This is a genomic window from Streptomyces sp. NPDC054863 (assembly GCF_053610825.1).
Window position 1 is genome coordinate 1 of record NZ_JBSGZD010000178.1, and the last position, 16716, is coordinate 16716.

The 16716-nt window shown below is 70.4% G+C and carries 16 protein-coding genes, 1 pseudogene and 1 riboswitch; of the genes and pseudogenes, 9 read left to right on the forward strand and 8 right to left on the reverse strand.

The features are described 5' to 3' along the window. Positions 1-88 precede the first annotated feature (88 nt). Positions 89-1342 carry an Ig-like domain-containing protein gene (locus ACWGIG_RS26105; protein WP_453324108.1) on the forward strand — a complete coding sequence of 418 codons (1254 nt, stop codon included), beginning with the start codon at positions 89-91 and terminating at the stop codon, positions 1340-1342. A gap of 58 nt (positions 1343-1400) precedes the next feature. Here the strand turns inward: ACWGIG_RS26105 and ACWGIG_RS26110 are convergent, their stop codons facing one another. Further along, the gene (locus ACWGIG_RS26110; RefSeq protein WP_453324109.1) at positions 1401-1820 is read right to left on the reverse strand and encodes a hypothetical protein; all 420 of its coding nucleotides are present in this window, start codon (positions 1818-1820) and stop codon (positions 1401-1403) included. A gap of 229 nt (positions 1821-2049) precedes the next feature. Between ACWGIG_RS26110 and ctaE the strand changes: the two genes are divergently transcribed. The 6 genes from ctaE to ACWGIG_RS26140 all read left to right on the forward strand — a co-directional run bounded on the left by ctaE (position 2050) and on the right by ACWGIG_RS26140 (position 9305). Continuing rightward, positions 2050-2670, forward strand: coding sequence for an aa3-type cytochrome oxidase subunit III (ctaE, locus tag ACWGIG_RS26115; protein ID WP_453324110.1), 621 nt, complete (start codon positions 2050-2052; stop codon positions 2668-2670). A gap of 77 nt (positions 2671-2747) precedes the next feature. Beyond that, complete coding sequence (gene qcrC, locus ACWGIG_RS26120) at positions 2748-3557, forward strand: cytochrome bc1 complex diheme cytochrome c subunit (RefSeq protein WP_453324111.1); 810 nt, start codon at positions 2748-2750, stop codon at positions 3555-3557. Then, positions 3554-4606, forward strand: a complete 1053-nt coding sequence (gene qcrA, locus ACWGIG_RS26125) for a cytochrome bc1 complex Rieske iron-sulfur subunit (protein WP_453324112.1) — start codon at positions 3554-3556, stop codon at positions 4604-4606. Before qcrC ends, qcrA begins: the two co-directional genes overlap by 4 nt. After that, entirely contained in the window at positions 4603-6240 is a 1638-nt protein-coding gene (gene qcrB / locus ACWGIG_RS26130) for a cytochrome bc1 complex cytochrome b subunit (protein WP_453324113.1), read from the forward strand. Before qcrA ends, qcrB begins: the two co-directional genes overlap by 4 nt. A 155-nt stretch (positions 6241-6395) precedes the next feature. After that, positions 6396-7460 (forward strand): anthranilate phosphoribosyltransferase, encoded by a 1065-nt coding sequence (gene trpD, locus ACWGIG_RS26135; protein ID WP_453324114.1) that lies wholly within the window; start codon positions 6396-6398, stop codon positions 7458-7460. Positions 7461-7557: 97 nt separating this feature from the next. Then, positions 7558-7675, forward strand: a riboswitch (SAM riboswitch). A 232-nt stretch (positions 7676-7907) separates the two neighbouring features. Further along, positions 7908-9305 carry an aminotransferase class V-fold PLP-dependent enzyme gene (locus tag ACWGIG_RS26140; RefSeq protein ID WP_453324115.1) on the forward strand — a complete coding sequence of 466 codons (1398 nt, stop codon included), beginning with the start codon at positions 7908-7910 and terminating at the stop codon, positions 9303-9305. Here ACWGIG_RS26140 and ACWGIG_RS26145 read toward each other — a convergent pair. The 7 genes from ACWGIG_RS26145 to ACWGIG_RS26175 all read right to left on the reverse strand — a co-directional run bounded on the left by ACWGIG_RS26145 (position 9266) and on the right by ACWGIG_RS26175 (position 15901). After that, positions 9266-10477, reverse strand: coding sequence for a glycerate kinase family protein (locus tag ACWGIG_RS26145; protein ID WP_453324116.1), 1212 nt, complete (start codon positions 10475-10477; stop codon positions 9266-9268). The two genes, ACWGIG_RS26140 and ACWGIG_RS26145, sit on opposite strands and share 40 nt — an antisense overlap. 14 nt (positions 10478-10491) lie before the next feature. Next, positions 10492-11940, reverse strand: a complete 1449-nt coding sequence (locus tag ACWGIG_RS26150; protein ID WP_453324117.1) for an SLC13 family permease — start codon at positions 11938-11940, stop codon at positions 10492-10494. 306 nt (positions 11941-12246) lie between these two features. Beyond that, complete coding sequence (locus ACWGIG_RS26155) at positions 12247-12906, reverse strand: response regulator transcription factor (protein ID WP_453324118.1); 660 nt, start codon at positions 12904-12906, stop codon at positions 12247-12249. Next, on the reverse strand, positions 12903-14363 hold the full coding sequence (locus tag ACWGIG_RS26160; RefSeq protein ID WP_453324121.1) for an ATP-binding protein: 1461 nt from the start codon (positions 14361-14363) through the stop codon (positions 12903-12905). The genes ACWGIG_RS26155 and ACWGIG_RS26160 overlap by 4 nt, the downstream gene beginning before the upstream one ends. Before the next feature lie 88 nt (positions 14364-14451). After that, positions 14452-14751, reverse strand: a complete 300-nt coding sequence (locus tag ACWGIG_RS26165; RefSeq protein WP_453324119.1) for a small hydrophilic protein — start codon at positions 14749-14751, stop codon at positions 14452-14454. A gap of 110 nt (positions 14752-14861) precedes the next feature. After that, complete coding sequence (locus tag ACWGIG_RS26170; RefSeq protein WP_266654824.1) at positions 14862-15143, reverse strand: Lrp/AsnC family transcriptional regulator; 282 nt, start codon at positions 15141-15143, stop codon at positions 14862-14864. Next, complete coding sequence (locus ACWGIG_RS26175) at positions 15140-15901, reverse strand: rhomboid family intramembrane serine protease (protein WP_453324120.1); 762 nt, start codon at positions 15899-15901, stop codon at positions 15140-15142. Before ACWGIG_RS26175 ends, ACWGIG_RS26170 begins: the two co-directional genes overlap by 4 nt. Before the next feature lie 199 nt (positions 15902-16100). Between ACWGIG_RS26175 and ACWGIG_RS26180 the strand changes: the two genes are divergently transcribed. Further along, positions 16101-16346: a hypothetical protein gene (locus tag ACWGIG_RS26180; protein WP_362422100.1), complete on the forward strand. Its 246-nt coding sequence runs from the start codon at positions 16101-16103 to the stop codon at positions 16344-16346. Positions 16347-16415: 69 nt separating this feature from the next. Then, positions 16416-16716, forward strand: a pseudogene (locus ACWGIG_RS26185) (NYN domain-containing protein); the annotation flags it as partial.

Consider the following 16716-nt stretch of genomic DNA (forward strand, 5'->3'; position numbering starts at 1 on the left):
CGCTCAGGTGTACGGGCCCCTCATTCGTTTGCAGTCACTTGCGCCCTGCCAACGCGCCCGATCTGACGATGATTCATATCGTGTGATCATGAGCCACGCACCCCGCACCCGGACGGTCCTGAGCTGCACCCTGCTGATCGCCTCCCTCGGGGCGGGGCTGACCGCATGCGGCGAGCCCCAGGGCAGCCCGCTCTCCTCGACGCCGTACGACGCGGCGCAGCAGGTCTCCTTCAACGGGCGGCCGGGCAGCACCGACGCCGACCCGGAGAAGCCCCTTGAGGTGACCGCCACCGGCAAGGACGGCCGGATCACCGACGTCACGGCCGCGGACGCCGCAGGACGCCAGGTGGCGGGCGAACTCTCCGCCGACGGGTCCCGCTGGCACTCCACCGCCCCACTGGCCGCAGGGGCCCAGTACACGGTCCGGGTCAGCACCGAGGACCGGGAGGGCGCCCCCGGCGTGCGCAGGCTCAGCTTCCGGACCGCCCCCGGCAAGAAGAAGCTGAAGGTCACCTTCGGCCCGGAGGCCGGCAAGTACGGCGTCGGACAGCCCCTCACCGCCGAACTCAGCGAGAAGGTCAAGGACCCGCGCGCCAGAGCCGTCGTGGAGCGGGCCCTCAAGGTCGAATCCAAGCCCGCGGCCGAGGGGTCCTGGTACTGGGTGGAGGACAACCTCCTGCACTTCCGCCCGCGTTCCTACTGGTCCGCAGGGAGCACGGTGAGGGCGTACAGCAACCTGGAGGGCATCAAGGTCGCCAAGGACCTGTACGGGGCCGCGTCGACGCCCCTGCGGATCAACATCGGCGACAGGGTCGAGGCCGTCACGGACGCCTCGTCGCACCACATGACGGTCAGGCGCAACGGCGAAGTGATCAATACCATCCCGGTGACCACGGGCAAGCCCGGCTACTCCACCCGCAACGGCGTCAAGGTCGTACTGGGCAAGGAGTACTTCGTACGGATGCGCGGCACCAGCATCGGGATCCCGACCGGCACCAGCGACTCCTACGACCTGCCGGTGTACTACGCGACCCGGGTCACCTGGAGCGGCGAGTACGTGCACGCCGCGCCCTGGTCCGTCGGCTCACAGGGCTACGCCAACGTCAGCCACGGCTGCACGGGCATGTCCACCGGCAACGCCGCCTGGTTCTACGAGACCGTCCGCGAGGGCGACATCGTCAAGGTCGTCGGCAGCTGGGGCGAGGAGATGGACCCCTTCGGCAACGGCTTCGGGGACTGGAACGTCCCCTGGAAGAAGTGGCGCAAGGGCAGCGCCCTGCTCGCCTCCACCGAGGAGCAGCGCGACCGCGTCCACGCCCCCCGCCTGCGCCCGCAGGTCTGAGCGGGGCCAGGGGGGCACGGGGAGACGGCGCGTGACACCGGGGACGTACGGCGGAGGTTCAGGCCCGTACGGCCGCAGTGGTGCCCGCGAGGCGCTCGCGCAGCAGGCCCGCCAGGGAGGCGGCGAAACCGACCGGCTCGACGGGGAGGGTCACCGCGGCCTCCGCACGGCTCCAGGTGGCCAGCCAGGCGTCCTGCGGACGCCCCATCAGGAGCAGCACGGGCGGGCAGTTGAAGACCTCGTCCTTGATCTGCCGGCAGACGCCCATGCCGCCGGCCGGGACGGTCTCGCCGTCCAGCACGCACACGTCGATGCCGCCCGCCTCCAGCGCCTTCAGTACGGCGGGCAGCGTGGCGCACTCCAGGAACTCGACCGGCGGTACGTCGGCGGCCGGCCTGCGACCGGCCGCGAGGCGCACCTGCTCGCGGGTGTTGGCGTCGTCGCTGTAGACCAGCACCGTGGCGGTCGGCTGCTGCATGGTTCCTCCGTGACGTCCGGTTACGCGGTGATCTGCGCGGTGTTCTCGGGGTTTTCAGGTCTCAACAGGCGGCCGGCGGGGCCGGTTCCGATGCGCGGATGCTACTCCGTCGCACCCCTCGTCCACACCGGTTCGTACGGTCCTTCGATGGGCCGTTCGGGCAGGACACACCCTCTTGACACTCCGAACGGCACCCCCCGGGGTGAGGGCGGGATAAGCGACCGACATAATGTCGGTCGTGGCGACAGCAACGACAGTAGATACCGGGCACGCGCACCCGTCGGTCAATCGACCGAACCTCACCAGCGTCGGAACCATCATCTGGTTGAGTTCCGAGCTGATGTTCTTCGCGGCCCTCTTCGCGATGTACTTCACCCTGCGATCGGTGACGGGTCCCGAGTTCTGGACGGAAAAGGCCTCGGCCTTGAACTTTCCGTTCTCGCTGACCAATACCTCGATCCTGGTGCTCTCCTCCCTCACCTGTCAGCTCGGCGTCTTTGCCGCCGAGCGGGGCGATGTGAAGAAGCTCAGGACCTGGTTCATCATCACGTTCGTGATGGGTGCGATCTTCATTGGCGGCCAGGTGTACGAGTACACCGAGCTGGTCAAGCACGAGGGCCTCTCGCTCTCGTCGGACCCGTACGGCTCGGTGTTCTACCTGACGACCGGCTTCCACGGACTGCACGTGACAGGCGGTCTCATCGCCTTCCTGCTGGTCCTCGGCCGGACATACGCGGCCAAGAGATTCACCCACGAGCAGGCGACAGCCGCCATCGTCGTGTCCTATTACTGGCACTTCGTCGATGTTGTCTGGATCGGCCTGTTCGCCACGATCTACATGATCAAGTAATCCGGGCGCACCAAGTTGGGCCCGGGCCCGAAACACTTCCCGCATCGACGCAGAAGATCCTGACACCGGGGTAATCCGTGAAAAAGCTCTCCGCACGACGACGCCATCCGCTGGCGGCGGTCGTCGTCCTACTCCTCGCGCTGGCGGCCACTGGGGGGCTGTACGCCGCGCTTGCGCCCGCGGGCAAGGCGCAGGCCGACGACACCTCCCAGTCCCTCGCCATTGAGGAGGGCAAGAAGCTCTACGCCGTTGGCTGCGCAAGCTGCCACGGAACCGGCGGTCAGGGCACCACCGACGGTCCCTCCCTCGTGGGCGTGGGCTCCGCCGCTGTGGACTTCCAGGTCGGCACCGGCCGTATGCCGGCGCAGCAGCCCGGCGCACAGGTGCCGAAGAAGAAGGTCATCTACACGCAGGCGCAGATCGATCAGCTCGCCGCGTACGTGTCCTCCCTCGGCGCCGGCCCGATCACGCCGACCGAAAGCCAGACCAACCCCGACGGCGCAGACGTCGGCAAGGGTGGCGAACTGTTCCGCACCAACTGCGCGCAGTGCCACAACTTCACTGGTGAGGGTGGCGCCCTGACGAACGGCAAGTACGCTCCGCCCCTGACGGACGTCTCGCCGAAGCACATCTACGAGGCCATGCAGACCGGCCCGCAGAACATGCCCTCCTTCCCGGACAGCACCATGCCGGAGAAGGAGAAGAAGGACATCATCGCGTACGTCAAGGCCGTGAACGGCGAAGAGACCCCGAGCCCCGGCGGCTTCGGACTGGGCAATCTCGGCCCGGTCAGTGAGGGTCTGTTCGCCTGGATCTTCGGTCTTGGTGCGCTCATCGCAGTTGCCGTCTGGGTCGCGGCCCACACCGCTAAGGCCAAGAAGTCATGAGTAGCCAAGAGAATCCAGAAGAGGCCCTGCCTGCTGAGCAGGGCGACGCGCACGGTGAGGTGGCGCGCCAGGACGATCCGTTCGCGGACCCGGGCCTGCCCGCGCACAAGCCGCGTATCCAGGACATCGACGAGCGTGCGGCCAAGCGGTCCGAGCGTGTGGTCGCGTTCCTGTTCACGCTGTCCATGCTGGCCACGGTGGCCTTCATCGCCTCCTTCGTGGCGTTCCCGATCGAGAAGATCGTGTACGTCTGGCCGCTGGGCCACGTGAGCGCGCTGAACCTCTCGCTCGGCCTGACGCTCGGCATCGCGCTCTTCTGCATCGGCGCGGGAGCGGTCCACTGGGCCCGCACCCTGATGTCCGACGTCGAGGTCGCCGACGAGCGTCACCCGATCGCGGCCGAGCCCGAGGTCAAGGCCAAGGTCATGGCCGACTTCAAGGCCGGTGCCCAGGAGTCCGCGATCGGCCGTCGCAAGCTGATCCGGACCACGATGTTCGGCGCACTGGCCCTGGTGCCGCTGTCCGGCGTCGTCCTGCTGCGCGACCTCGGTCCGCTGCCGGAGAAGAAGCTCCGCGAGACGCTCTGGGCGAAGGGCAAGCTGCTCATCAACCAGAACACGATGGAGCCGCTGCGCGCCGAGGACGTCGTCGTGGGTTCGCTCACCTTCGCCATGCCGGAAGGCCTGAAGGAGACCGACCACGAGTTCAACCAGGAGATCGCCAAGGCCGCCCTGATGATCGTCCGCATCCAGCCGGACGAGATCAAGGACAAGCAGCAGCGCGAGTGGGCGCACGAGGGAATCGTCGCGTACTCGAAGATCTGCACCCACGTGGGTTGCCCGATCAGCCTGTACGAGCAGCAGACGCACCACGTGCTCTGCCCGTGCCACCAGTCCACCTTCGACCTCTCCGACGGTGCCCGTGTCATCTTCGGCCCGGCCGGTCACGCCCTGCCGCAGTTGCGGATCGGCGTGAATGACGAGGGTTACCTCGAAGCGCTGGGCGACTTCGAAGAGCCCGTCGGTCCTTCGTTCTGGGAGCGCGGATGAGTACTGCGACGACACCTACGACCAAGCCGCAGCAGAAGGCCCCCGCCGGTGAGCGGGTCGCCGACTGGGCGGACGGACGGCTGGGGATCTACTCCCTCGCGAAGTCCAACATGCGCAAGATCTTCCCGGACCACTGGTCCTTCATGCTCGGCGAGATCTGCATGTACAGCTTCATCATCATCATCCTCACGGGTGTGTATCTGACGCTGTTCTTCCACCCGTCCATGAACGAGGTCGTGTACCACGGGTCCTACGCCCCGATGCACGGCATCCGCATGACGGAGGCCTACGCGTCGACGCTGGACATCAGCTTCGACGTCCGTGGCGGTCTGCTGATCCGGCAGATCCACCACTGGGGCGCGCTGATCTTCCTCGCGGCGATGTTCGTGCACATGATGCGCGTCTTCTTCACGGGCGCCTTCCGCAAGCCGCGCGAGGTCAACTGGCTGTTCGGCTTCCTGCTGTTCGTCCTGGGCATGTTCACCGGGTTCACCGGCTACTCGCTCCCGGACGACCTGCTGTCGGGCACCGGTGTCCGCTTCACCCAGGGCGCGATCCTGTCCGTGCCGGTCGTCGGCACGTACATCTCGATGTTCCTGTTCGGCGGAGAGTTCCCCGGCCACGACATGGTCGCCAGGTTCTACTCGATCCACATCCTGCTGTTGCCGGGCATCATGCTCGGCCTGATGGTGGCTCACCTGATCCTGGTCTTCTACCACAAGCACACCCAGTTCGCGGGCCCCGGCCGGACGAACAAGAACGTCGTCGGCATGCCGCTGCTGCCGGTCTACATGGCCAAGGCCGGAGGCTTCTTCTTCCTGGTCTTCGGCGTCATCGCGGTCATCGCGGCGGCGTTCACGATCAACCCGGTGTGGGCGCTCGGCCCGTACCGTCCGGACCAGGTGTCCACCGGCGCCCAGCCCGACTGGTACATGGGCTTCGCCGAGGGTCTGATCCGTGTCATGCCGGGCTGGGAGATCAACCTCTGGGGCCACACGCTGGTCCTGGGCGTGTTCATCCCGCTGACGCTCTTCGGAGTGATCCTCGCCGCCATCGCGGTGTGGCCGTTCCTGGAGTCCTGGGTCACCGGGGACAAGCGCGAGCACCACATCGCCCAGCGCCCGCGCAACAGCCCGACCCGCACCGGGTTCGGCGTCGCCTGGATCACGGTCTACTTCATCGGCCTCGTCGGCGGTGGAAACGACCTGTGGGCCACGCACTTCCACCTGTCGCTCAACTCGATCAGCTGGTTCGTGCGCATCGGCTTCTTCGCCGGTCCGGTGCTCGCGTTCATCATCACCAAGCGGATCTGCCTGGGGCTCCAGCGCAGGGACGCCGAGAAGGTGCTGCACGGACGTGAGTCCGGCATCATCAAGCGGCTGCCGCACGGTGAGTTCATCGAGGTGCACGAGCCCCTCAACCAGAACCAGCTGCACTCGCTCACGGCGCACGAGCAGTACGCGCCGGCCGAGATCGGTCCCGAGGTGGACGAGAACGGCGTCGAGCGCAAGGTGGGCGCCACCCAGAAGCTGCGCGCCAAGCTCAGCAAGGGCATGTACGGCGAGGGCAACCAGATCGCCAAGCCCACCGCCGAGGAGTACAAGGAGATCACCAGCGGCCACGGCCACCACTGATCACCTGAACCGGTCCTGAGCGGACCGTACTGTTCGCCACGGCAAGAGCCCCGTCCCGCACACCGGACGGGGCTCTTCGCCGTCCCCGGGGCTGGATAGGGTGTTCCCATCCCTTATCGGCTGCCCTTAGCGGCACGTGGACCCTGGAGCGGACCATGAACGTTGTGACCCCGGCTGGCGGCGACAGCGTGGCGGCCCGCGGCTGGCCGGGCATCCTGAACCTCCTGCTGCGCGGCGAGGACCTCGGCGCGGACGACACCGCCTGGGCGATGGACCGCATCATGACCGGCGAGGCCACCGACGCGCAGATCGCCGGCTTCGCGATCGCGCTGCGTGCCAAGGGCGAGACGGTCGAGGAAGTCACCGGGCTGGTACGGGCGATGTACGCCCACGCCCGCACCATCGAGGTGCCGGGCCCCAGCGTCGACATCGTCGGCACCGGCGGCGACCTCGCCAAGACCGTCAACATCTCCACCATGTCGGCCGTCGTCATCGCCGGTACGGGCGCCAAGGTCGTCAAGCACGGCAACCGGGCGGCGTCGTCGGCGAGCGGCTCGTCCGACGTGCTGGAGAAGCTCGGCGTCAATCTGGACCTGACGCCGCGCCGGGTGGTGGAGGTCGCCGAGGAGGCGGGCATCACCTTCTGCTTCGCCGTGAAGTTCCACCCCGCACTGCGGTACGCGGCCAAGGCCCGCAAGGAGCTCGGCACCCAGACCACCTTCAACATCCTGGGTCCGCTCACCAACCCGGCCCAGGTGCGCGCCCAGGCGGTCGGCGTGGCCGATGCCCGGATGGCACCGATCGTGGCCGGTGTCCTCGCCGGACGGGGGAACTCCGCACTCGTCTTCCGCGGCGACGACGGCCTCGACGAGCTGACCACCACCGCGACCTCGCGGGTCTGGATCGTCCGGGACGGGGCCGTCAGGGAAGAGGCCTTCGACCCGCGCGACGTGGGCCTGGAACTCGTCCCTGTGGAGGCGCTGCGCGGCGCGGACGCCTCGTACAACGCCGAGGTCGCCCGCAGGCTCCTGGCGGGGGAGAAGGGCCCGGTGCGGGACGCGGTGCTGCTCAACTCGGCGGCGGCGCTGGTCGCCCTGAACCCGGGCGGCGGCTCGCTGAACGAGGAGATCGCGGCCGGTATCGAACAGGCCCGCGAGTCCCTCGACTCCGGGAGCGCGCAGCGGGCGCTGGAGCGGTGGGTGGCGGCCAGCAACGCCTGAAAACCCCGCGGGAGACGACCCCGTGTGACGCAGAGCGCAGTCCAGGATCCGGACTGCGCTCTTGCGCGTTGTTGATCGTGTGGCAGGATGCTGCACAGGTCATGAGTGACAGCGACTACGGCCCCGGCCCGCTGTCCGGCAACCCTCCGTCCGTGGCGGGGTGCCCCGGGTGAAGACCAGGTCGTAGGCAGCGAGGTCTACGGCAAGCGCGGACCCCTGCGCACTCCTTTCGGAGTGGCGCGCCCCTGGGGTCCTGGTCCTCAAGGGAGCAGTCTCGTGAGCAAGCGAATGCGATAGGGCCCTTCGGCCCCGTTCCACCTTCACCTCCGTGCGGCCCTTTTCGGTGGCCGCGCGTTGAGGCAACTCCCGTACGGTGCACGGCTGTTGAGCCGTCGTACCCGCGGGCCTTCTGAAGCCGTTCCGCCTTGTCCTGCCAGGAGTTTCGCCATGTCTGCATCGCCCGTTGCCGCCGTTTCCGCCACCGCCGTTTCCGCCACCGAGTCCGCCGACCCCTGCTGCGGGGCGCCGCTGCCGGTCCTCGGCCGGGACGTGGCCGTGCCGCTCGTCACCGGCGGCGAGGTCGCGTACGCGGCCCTCGACTACGCGGCCAGCGCGCCGGCCCTGCAGCGGGTGTGGGACGACGTCGCCGCCTACGCCCCGTACTACGGCAGCGTGCACCGCGGCGCCGGGTACCTGTCGCAGCTCTCCACGGACCTCTTCGAGAACAGCCGGGTGACGGTCGCCGAGTTCCTCGACTGCCGCGAAGGCGACCAGGTGGTCTTCACGCGTTCGACGACCGACTCGCTGAACCTGCTGTCGGCCGTGCTGCCCGCCGACTGCCAGGTGTTCGTCTTCGAGACCGAACACCACGCGTCGCTGCTGCCCTGGCAGGACGCCCGCGTGACGTACCTGAACGCGCCGCGGACTCCGGCGCAGGCCGTCGAGACCCTGGAGCGCGCGCTCGCCGACCGCGACCCGTACGGCCCTGCGCTGGTGTGCGTCACTGGTGCCTCGAACGTCACCGGGGAGATCTGGCCGGTGAAGGAGCTGGCGGCTGCCGCCCACGCCCACGGTGCGCGGATCGTGCTCGACGCGGCGCAGCTGGCGCCCCACCACCCGGTCTCCGTAAGGGAGTTGGACGTCGACTGGGTCGCCTTCTCCGGGCACAAGCTGTACGCGCCGTTCGGCTCCGGTGTCCTCGCGGGCCGGTCCGACTGGCTGCAGGCGGCCGATCCTTACCTGGCCGGTGGCGGTGCGTCGAAGAAGGTCGCACGGCGTGCGGACGGCGGCGTGGACGTGGAGTGGCACACCACCGCTGCCCGGCACGAGGCCGGTTCGCCGAACGTGATCGGTGTGTACTCGATCGCCTCCGCCTGCAAGGCCCTCACCGAGGCAGGGTTCGACTCGCTGGTCGAGCGCGAGCAGGCACTGGTGCGCAAGGTGCGCGAGGGGCTCGCCGAGGTCGGGGCGGTGCAGGTGCTGTCGCTGTTCGGCGACGACGCGCCCCGGGTCGGCGTCATCTCGTTCGTGGTGGACGGCTGGAACAGCTCGCACTTCGCGGCGGCGCTCTCCGCCGAGTACGGAATCGGCGTACGGGACGGCCTGTTCTGCGCCCACCCGCTGGTCCGTACGCTGCTCGGCAGCGACCCGCAGGACCCGGGCGAGTGCGGTGCGCCCGAGGCCGAGCCGGGCGAGCGCTCTCTCAACGCGATCCGCGTCAGCTTCGGCGCGGGCACGCCGGACGAGCACGTGGAGCGTTTCGTACGGGCGGTCAAGGAGCTCGTCGAGAACGGCGCGCGGTGGAACTACCGCACCGAGGACGGGCGTTGCGTCCCGGCGGTCTGAGGCAGCCGTTCTCGTCGGCGGGCGGTGCGCGCGCCCAGCTGGATCATCCGCAGGGCCCGCTCGGTCGCGTCGGTGAGGAACTCGCCGCCCCGGCCGAGGGCCTCGGTCAGCGACACGGGTGCGGGCAGGATCGCACTGTAGGCGTCCGCGCCGACCGCCCTGATCTCGTGCGCGCCCTCGCCGATGGTGCCCGCCAGGACCAGTACCGGACGCCCCAACTCCCTTGATCTGCGCGCCACTTCGGCAGGGACCTTGCCGCGCGGGGTCTGGTGGTCCAGGGCACCCTCGGCGGTGATGACCAGGTCGGCGCGGGCGAGGCGGGCGTCCAGGTCGAGGTGGTCCAGGAGCACGTCGAAGCGGGGCAGGAGCCGGGCACCGAGTGCGGCGAGGCCCGCTCCGAGGCCGCCGGAAGCGCCGGTGCCGGGGCCGTGGCGCAGATCGGCGGTCGTGGCGAGGTCGCGCTCCAGGACGTACGCCCAGTGCTCCAGGCTCGTGGAGAGCGCCTCGACCTGCTGCGGGGTGGCCCCCTTCTGCGGGCCGAAGACGCGGGCGACGCCGTGCGGGCCGCACAGGATGTTGTGCGGGTTGCAGGCCACCAGGAGTTCGGTGTCGGCCAGGCGGGGGTCGAGGCCGGTGGGGTCGATCCGGTGGAGGCGGCGCAACGCGCTCCCGCCGTACTGGAGTTCCTCGCCCCGGCTGTCGAGGAGGCGGGCGCCGAGTGCCTGGAGGGCGCCCGCGCCGCCGTCCGACGTACCGGAGTCGCCGCAGCCGACGAGGACGCGGCGCGCGCCGTGGTCGAGGGCGGCGCGGATCAGTTCCCCCACGCCGTACGTCGTCGTGGCGCCCGGGTCGCGGAGTGCGCGCGGCACCAGGGAGAGGCCCGCGGTCGCGGCCATCTCGACGACCGCGGTGGCGCTGTCGAGGAGTGCGAAGTGGGTGCCGATCGGCTCACCGGTCGGACCGGTGGCGGGCAGGGCGACGAGGCGTCCGCCGGGGGTGGCCGCGGCGAGCGTGCGGGCGGTGCCCTCACCGCCGTCGACCAGCGGGATCAGGTCGAGGGCGGCGTGCGGGAGTACCTTGCGGACCCCGGCGGCGATGGCTTCGGCGGCTGCCTCGGCGGACAGGGACTCCTTGAAGCCGCTGGGGGCGATGGTGACATGACGTACCGGCACGGGAACTCCAGGGTTCAGCGGGTGGGGAGCAGGACGGGGACGCCGAGCAGCGGCCAGAGCACGAGTGCGAACACCAGCACCGTCACGGCGGTCAGCGGAGCCAGCACGGCGGAGAGTTTCAGCAGGTCGCGCGGGGTGTAGGTCGGCGTGCCCGGTATGTCGGCGAAGAGCGTGACGGGCTTCGCGGAGGCCGGGAGGGTGTGACAGAAGCCGGCGGCGGCGGTGGAGGCGAGGGCGGCGGCCACCGGGTTCACCCCGGCGGCGACGGCCGCCGCGACCACCAGCGGGACGAGGACGCTGGAGCGTGCCGAGCGGGACTGGAGGATCAGGTGCGCGGCGGTGCTGACGACGACGACCACGGCCAGGAACGCCCAGGGCGGGAAGCCGGAAAGGGGGAGGTTCGACATCAGCCAGTGGGCCGCGCCCGACTGGGAGAGGGCCACGCCCATCGCCATCGTCGCCGCCATGAAGAGGAGCAGCGACCACGGGACGGTCGTCAGCGCCTCCTTGAGTCGTACGGTGCCGAGCGCGGGGGACGCGGCGACGACCGCGCCGATCAACGCCACTACGGCGGGCGGGACTTGGTGCAGGGGCTCGCTGCACCACAGCAGGACGACGGTGCCGAGCAGGGCGGCGCAGCGGGCCTCGGCCGGTGCGAGGGGGCCGGTGACGGGGCGGTCGCTGTGCTGCTGGATCTGCGCCGGGGTGATCGCCGCGGGGATGCGGCGGTCCTCGCGGCGGGTGGTGGTGAGGAGTACGGCCTCGGCGGCGAGGTGGGAGGAGACGACGGCCAGCGGCAGCCCGAGGAGCAGCCACTGGGTGAAGCCGATGTGCTCGCCGGTCGCCTCCCGGAGCACCGACACGGTGATCAGGTGCGCGCCCGCGCCGATCAGGGTGGCCACGGCGGAGAGCAGGATCACCGTCGGGAAGAGCAGAGCCAGCATGACGACGACCCGGCGGCGGTCGGCCAGGGCCTTGGCGAGGGCCAGGAACACGGGCAGGGCGAGCGCGGCCCGCCCCGACGTCGCGGGCACGGCGAAGGCGGTGACGACGAGCGCGGCGGTGGTCAGGTGCACGAGCTGTCGTACGGAACGGGCGCCGCTGACGAGGAAGGCGGCGGCACGGCCGGCGAGGCCGGTGCGGGTGACGGCGGCGGCCAGTACGAACGCGCAGATCAGCAGCCAGACGGTCTCGTTGCCGAGCGTCCCGAAGAGGGTCTCGCTGTCGATCACCCCGGTGACGTTGAGCGCGAGCCCGGCGCCGAGGGCGATGTACGTGTCGTCGACGGGGGTGGCGATCCAGGCGGCGGTGGCCAGGACGAAGACGAGGAGGGTGAGGCGGGCGTGGGGGGTGAGGTCGGCGAAGAGGAGGAGGGTGCAGAGGGTGAGGGTGAGGAGGAGGGTGAGGTAGTGGTGGGCTGCCGGGCGGCGGGTCGCGGGCGGAGCCGGGGCGAACGGGGTCACGCGACCGAGTCTCGCGAGGGCGGGTGAGGGGGCGGTGAGGGCGCGATGAAGGAGGCTTCATGCGGGGGGGGGGGGCGAGCGTGTGCGGTCGGGGTGGGGCGTGCCGCGGTGGGGGGCCGCCCCCTTGCCCACCCGTCCCGCCCCCCGGGGGGCGGCCCCGCTGCCCAAGGAGGCGGCGGTATCGCTCAAGGGGGCTGGGGGCAGGCTTTTAGGGGCGCGGGGAACTGCGCGACCGGCCACGACGCACTCGCACGTACAGACCGGCCCGCACCTGCGCGTACAGACCTGCCCGCACCCGCCCGCGCGTCACGGCAGCCGGTACCCCATCCCCCGTACCGTCTCCACCCGCTCCGCCCCCAGCTTCTTGCGCAGGGCACGGACGTACACGTCCACGATGTTCGAGCCGGGGTCGAAGTCGTATCCCCATACGTGGGACAGGATCTGCTCCCGGGACAGGACCTGGCCCGGGTGCCGCAGGAAGAGTTCGAGCAGCACGAATTCACGGGCCGTCAGGTCCACCGTCCGCTCGTCCGCCCGTGCCCGCCGCGTCCGCAGGTCGAGTGAGAGGGCCCCGCTCCGCAGCACCGTCACCTCCGGCACACGCGCCGCGGTCCGCAGTCGCAGCCGCACCCTGGCCAGGAGCTCCTCGAAGCGGAAGGGTTTCGTCATCCAGTCGTCGGCGCCGCCTTCGAGGCCGGCGACCGTGTCCCGTACCGAGTCCCGCGCCGTCAGCACGATGACGGGCGCCGTCACCTGGGCCTCCCGCATCTCCCGCAGCACGGTGAACCCGTCCCGCCCGGGCAGCCCGATGTCCAGGACGACCAGGTCGAAGCCCCCCGTACAGGCGTAGTCGTACGCCGTGTCGCCGTCGGCCGCGACCGTCGTCGTGAAGCCGTTGGCGCGCAGGCCCTTCTCGACGAAGGACGCGATGCGTTCCTCGTCCTCGACAATGAGGATGCGGTTCATGGGGCGTCCGGTGTCCCTTCCGGTACGGGGGCAAAAGGGGGCGAGGGAGTCAAGGGGGCCACCGGGGCGAGAGGGATCACGGGGTCCAGTACGAGCACGAAGGTCGCGCCCCCGCCCTGTGTCGGCCGCAGTTCCGCCCGGCCCTGATGCCCTTCGGCTATCGCCTTGACGATGGACAGGCCCAGTCCGGCCCCGGTCGCCCGGTTGCCGCGCCTGGCCGTGCCGCGCCGGAACCGGTCGAAGATCACCGCCGCGTCCTGCGGCTGCACCCCCGGCCCGCTGTCCGCGACGTACAGCTCGATCCGCGCCCCGCCGTCCGGCCCCGGCAGGGCGCTCTCGCGCGAGCCGACGCTGATCCGGCCGCCGCGCACCGTGTGCTGCACCGCGTTCTGTGCGAGCTGGACCATGGCCTGGGTGATCCGCTGCGGGTCCAACAGGGCTTCCCTGTCGGCCACTTCGGCCAGTACCCAGTCCCGCTCGCCCAGTGCCCGCGCCTTCACGAACACGTCCGCCGTCAGCTCCGCGACCTGCACCGGCTCCGGTGCGACGAAGTCGGGGCGCTCCGCCTTCGCGAGCAGCAGCAGGTCCTCGACGATGCGGCTCATCCGGTCGAGCTCCTCGGTGACGAGGCGGACCGTCTCCTCGCGCTCCGCCGGGTCGTCGCCCATCAGCTCCAGGTGCCCGCGCACGATCGTGATGGGGGTGCGCAGCTCGTGTCCCGCGTCGTCGACGAACTCGCGCTGCGCGGCGAACGCCCGCTCCAGCCGGTCCAGCATCCCGTTGAAGGTCTCCGCCAGGGCCGCGATGTCGTCGCGGCCCTGCACCGGGATGCGCCGGGTGAGGTCCTGCTCGGTGAGCTGGGCGGCCGTCGTACGGACCAGGCGCACCGGAGCGAGGATCCGGCCCGCGACCGCCCAGCCGATGCCGGTCGTCATCAGCAGTGCCACCCCGGAGATGGCGAGGAGCGTACGGAACACCACATCGGCGACGGCCCGTTCGCGCCCGGTGTGGAAGGCGACCACGAAGGCGCCCTCCGTACGGCCGCCCTTGCCGACCGCGATCGGCACCTTCGCCCACGCGATCTCCCCGTCGGCGCGCTCCAGCGTCCCCGAGGCGGCGCCGGAGGCGAAGATCTCGGTCAGGGACGCCGAGTCCTGGTGCAGCGCGGTGCCCGGCGGGAAGTCGCGGGGCTGGCGCAGGACGCGCGGGCGGGGTCCTGGCACGCGGGTGAGTCCGAGGAGTTCCTCGTCGGGGTCGGAGTACTGGCGCTGCAGGAAGACCTTGAGCAGTTGTTCCGTGTCCGTGAAGCGCCCGCCGGTGTCCGGATCGACGCCCTGCGCCACGAAGTTCGCGAACTCCCGCGTCTCCTGGGTGAGCAGCTGGCTGATCCTGCCGTCCACGTCACGCAGCAGTATGGACCGGGTGGTCGTCGCGACGGCGACCAGCGCCACCGCCATCACCAGCAGCAGCCACAGCAGGATGCGTACGCGCGCGGAGACGCGGAGCCCGCCGCGGGCGGGTTCGGCCGCCCCGCCGCGGCCGGGGTCAGTTGCCGTCGTCACCGCGACGTTCGCCCCTGTCGTCGAGGTCGTCGTCGTCGTCCCCGGTCGCCGAAGGACCCGGCACGACGGCGTCCCCCACGGGGGAGCGCGACGGCGTGCCGAAGGGAGCTGAGGGGGAGGGCGAGGCCGTGCGCGGGGTGGCCACGGGGCCGGTGGTCAGCTCGACCTTGGGCGGCACCTGCGGTGCCTGGGGGGCGTCGGTCAGCGCGTAGCTCGTCGCCGCGATGCCCAGCGGTATCGCGACGACGGCCGCGAGGGTCGCCAAGCGGTGGGAGAAGGCCATGGTCCGAGCCTGGCAGCCGCCGGGCCTCCCGCACATGAGGGCCGGATGAAGAACCCTTCATGTAAGGGGCCGCCGCCACCTCATGGAGGCGTCGGCCGCGGAGGCCTCGGTCAGCCGTCGAGCCCGATCGCGAACGCGGCCTCCAGGTCGTGCTGCGAGTACGTACGGAACGCGACGTGCGTGTCCGTGCCCTCGACGCCGGGGATCTTGCTGATGGAGCCGGGGATGATGTCCGCCAGGTCGTCGTGCCGCCCGACGCGCACCATGGCGATCAGGTCGTACGTACCGGTGACGGAGAAGACCTCGCTGACGCTTTCCAGCGCGGCGATCGACTCGGCGATCTCGGGGATCCGGTCCACGCTGGTCTTGATGAGCACGATCGCGGTGATCACGGCTGGCTTTCTCCCTCGGTGGCCGGTGGCGCTGCTGAGTTCTTCACTCTAGTCGTACGGCGATATCGCGCCCACGCGTAGAGGAAGCCGCCCGCAAAGCCCACCACGTGTGCCAGGTACGCGACGCCGGCCCCGGTGCCGAGACCCTGCGCGGCCAGCCACTGGAGCACGAACCAGAAGATCAGCACGATCCAGGCGGGGAAGCGCAGCGGGAGGAAGAGGAGGAAGGGGAAGAGGCTGGTGACCCGGGCGTGGGGGAAGAGGCGCAGGAAGGCACCCAGTACGGCGGAGATCGCCCCGGACGCCCCGACCAGCGTCTCGTCGGACGACGCGTGCACCAGGGCGTACGCCGTCAGGGCGAGATAGCCGGTGACGACGTAGAAGAGGGCGAAGGCGACGCGGCCCATGCGCTCCTCGGTCATCGCGCCGAAGACGTACAGGAAGAGCATGTTGCCCAGCAGGTGCAGCCAGTTGCCGTGCACGAACAGGGCGGTGAACGGGGTGGCGAGGGAGTGCGGCGTGGCCCGCACCAGCTCTTCGGGGATGACGCCCCAGCGTGCGAAGTACGTGCTCTGCGCTGCGGTGAGGGCGTCGCCGGTGCCGTACGAGGCGTTGAAGCCGGAGGCCGGGCCGAGCAGGAAGACCACGCAGCACACGCCGATCAGGGCGTAGGTCACGACGGGGGCGTGGGCGAGGTCCTGCCAGCGGGTGGCGACGTTCCGAGCCGTTCCAGCAGCCTTGGCCGTGACCTTGATCATGGGTTCGAGCATGACGCAACGCCCGGGCCCTTCCGGGCTGCCCCGCCGGTCTCAAGGGTCGGCCGCCCTCCGCGTGGGGTACCCGTAAGGCCGTAGGGTTGCGCGCAGGGTATCCGCAGTTCGACGGCGCACCGCGGCAACGACGTACGGCGGCACGCGTGCAGACGCGTGCCGACGCTTTGAGAAGAGGACGGTACGCATGACGACGACGGTTCCCCTGCCGACTGCCGGCACCCGGTGGCGCTGCACCCTCTGCGGAAACCTCACGCGGTTCGACGTGACCCGCTCGTCGAAGGTCGTCGAGTACGTCCACCTCGACCTGGCCGGAGAGTCGAAGGTCGAGGAACGCGAGGTGGTCAGTGAGACCATCGAGTCGGTGCGCTGCCGTTGGTGCAACGCGGTGGACCAAATCGAATTGGTGGACAGGCCGGACGCCGTCTCCTAGGTGACCCTGGGAGTACCGGTGCCCGGCAGGGCAGTGCCCGGGAGGGTACGGAAGGTAGTGGGGTGACGGATCGTGGAGCCTGCAAGCGGCGCTGAGCCGGCCGGCCCGGCCGACGACGCCGCAGAGGTGCTCGACCGCCCGTTGCCGGAGGGTGTGCGACGACGGGTCGTGACGCTGGTCTCGGACGCCTTCGGCGGCCTCAGCGTCGCGGAACTCCCGGCCCAGCTGCGGCAGTACGCGCGGTTCACCCCCACCAGACGCGCCAAGTTCGCGGGCAACGCGATGGCGGCGGCGCTGGAGAGCGACCCGGTCTTCCGGCAGCGCATCGGCGAACGGCTGCGCGAGGCGCAGCCCGAGCTGACGGGCGCGC

Coding starts and splice junctions, on each gene's coding strand:
- ACWGIG_RS26105 (WP_453324108.1), top strand. CDS start 89: ATGAGCCACGCACCCCGCACCCGGACGGTCCTGAGCTGCACCCTGCTG.
- ACWGIG_RS26165 (WP_453324119.1), bottom strand. CDS start 14,751: ATGGCCTTCTCCCACCGCTTGGCGACCCTCGCGGCCGTCGTCGCGATA.
- ctaE (WP_453324110.1), top strand. CDS start 2,050: ATGTCGGTCGTGGCGACAGCAACGACAGTAGATACCGGGCACGCGCAC.
- ACWGIG_RS26160 (WP_453324121.1), bottom strand. CDS start 14,363: ATGGCGGTGGCGCTGGTCGCCGTCGCGACGACCACCCGGTCCATACTG.
- ACWGIG_RS26175 (WP_453324120.1), bottom strand. CDS start 15,901: ATGATCAAGGTCACGGCCAAGGCTGCTGGAACGGCTCGGAACGTCGCC.
- ACWGIG_RS26110 (WP_453324109.1), bottom strand. CDS start 1,820: ATGCAGCAGCCGACCGCCACGGTGCTGGTCTACAGCGACGACGCCAAC.
- qcrB (WP_453324113.1), top strand. CDS start 4,603: ATGAGTACTGCGACGACACCTACGACCAAGCCGCAGCAGAAGGCCCCC.
- ACWGIG_RS26155 (WP_453324118.1), bottom strand. CDS start 12,906: ATGAACCGCATCCTCATTGTCGAGGACGAGGAACGCATCGCGTCCTTC.
- trpD (WP_453324114.1), top strand. CDS start 6,396: ATGAACGTTGTGACCCCGGCTGGCGGCGACAGCGTGGCGGCCCGCGGC.
- qcrA (WP_453324112.1), top strand. CDS start 3,554: ATGAGTAGCCAAGAGAATCCAGAAGAGGCCCTGCCTGCTGAGCAGGGC.
- ACWGIG_RS26140 (WP_453324115.1), top strand. CDS start 7,908: ATGTCTGCATCGCCCGTTGCCGCCGTTTCCGCCACCGCCGTTTCCGCC.
- ACWGIG_RS26180 (WP_362422100.1), top strand. CDS start 16,101: ATGACGACGACGGTTCCCCTGCCGACTGCCGGCACCCGGTGGCGCTGC.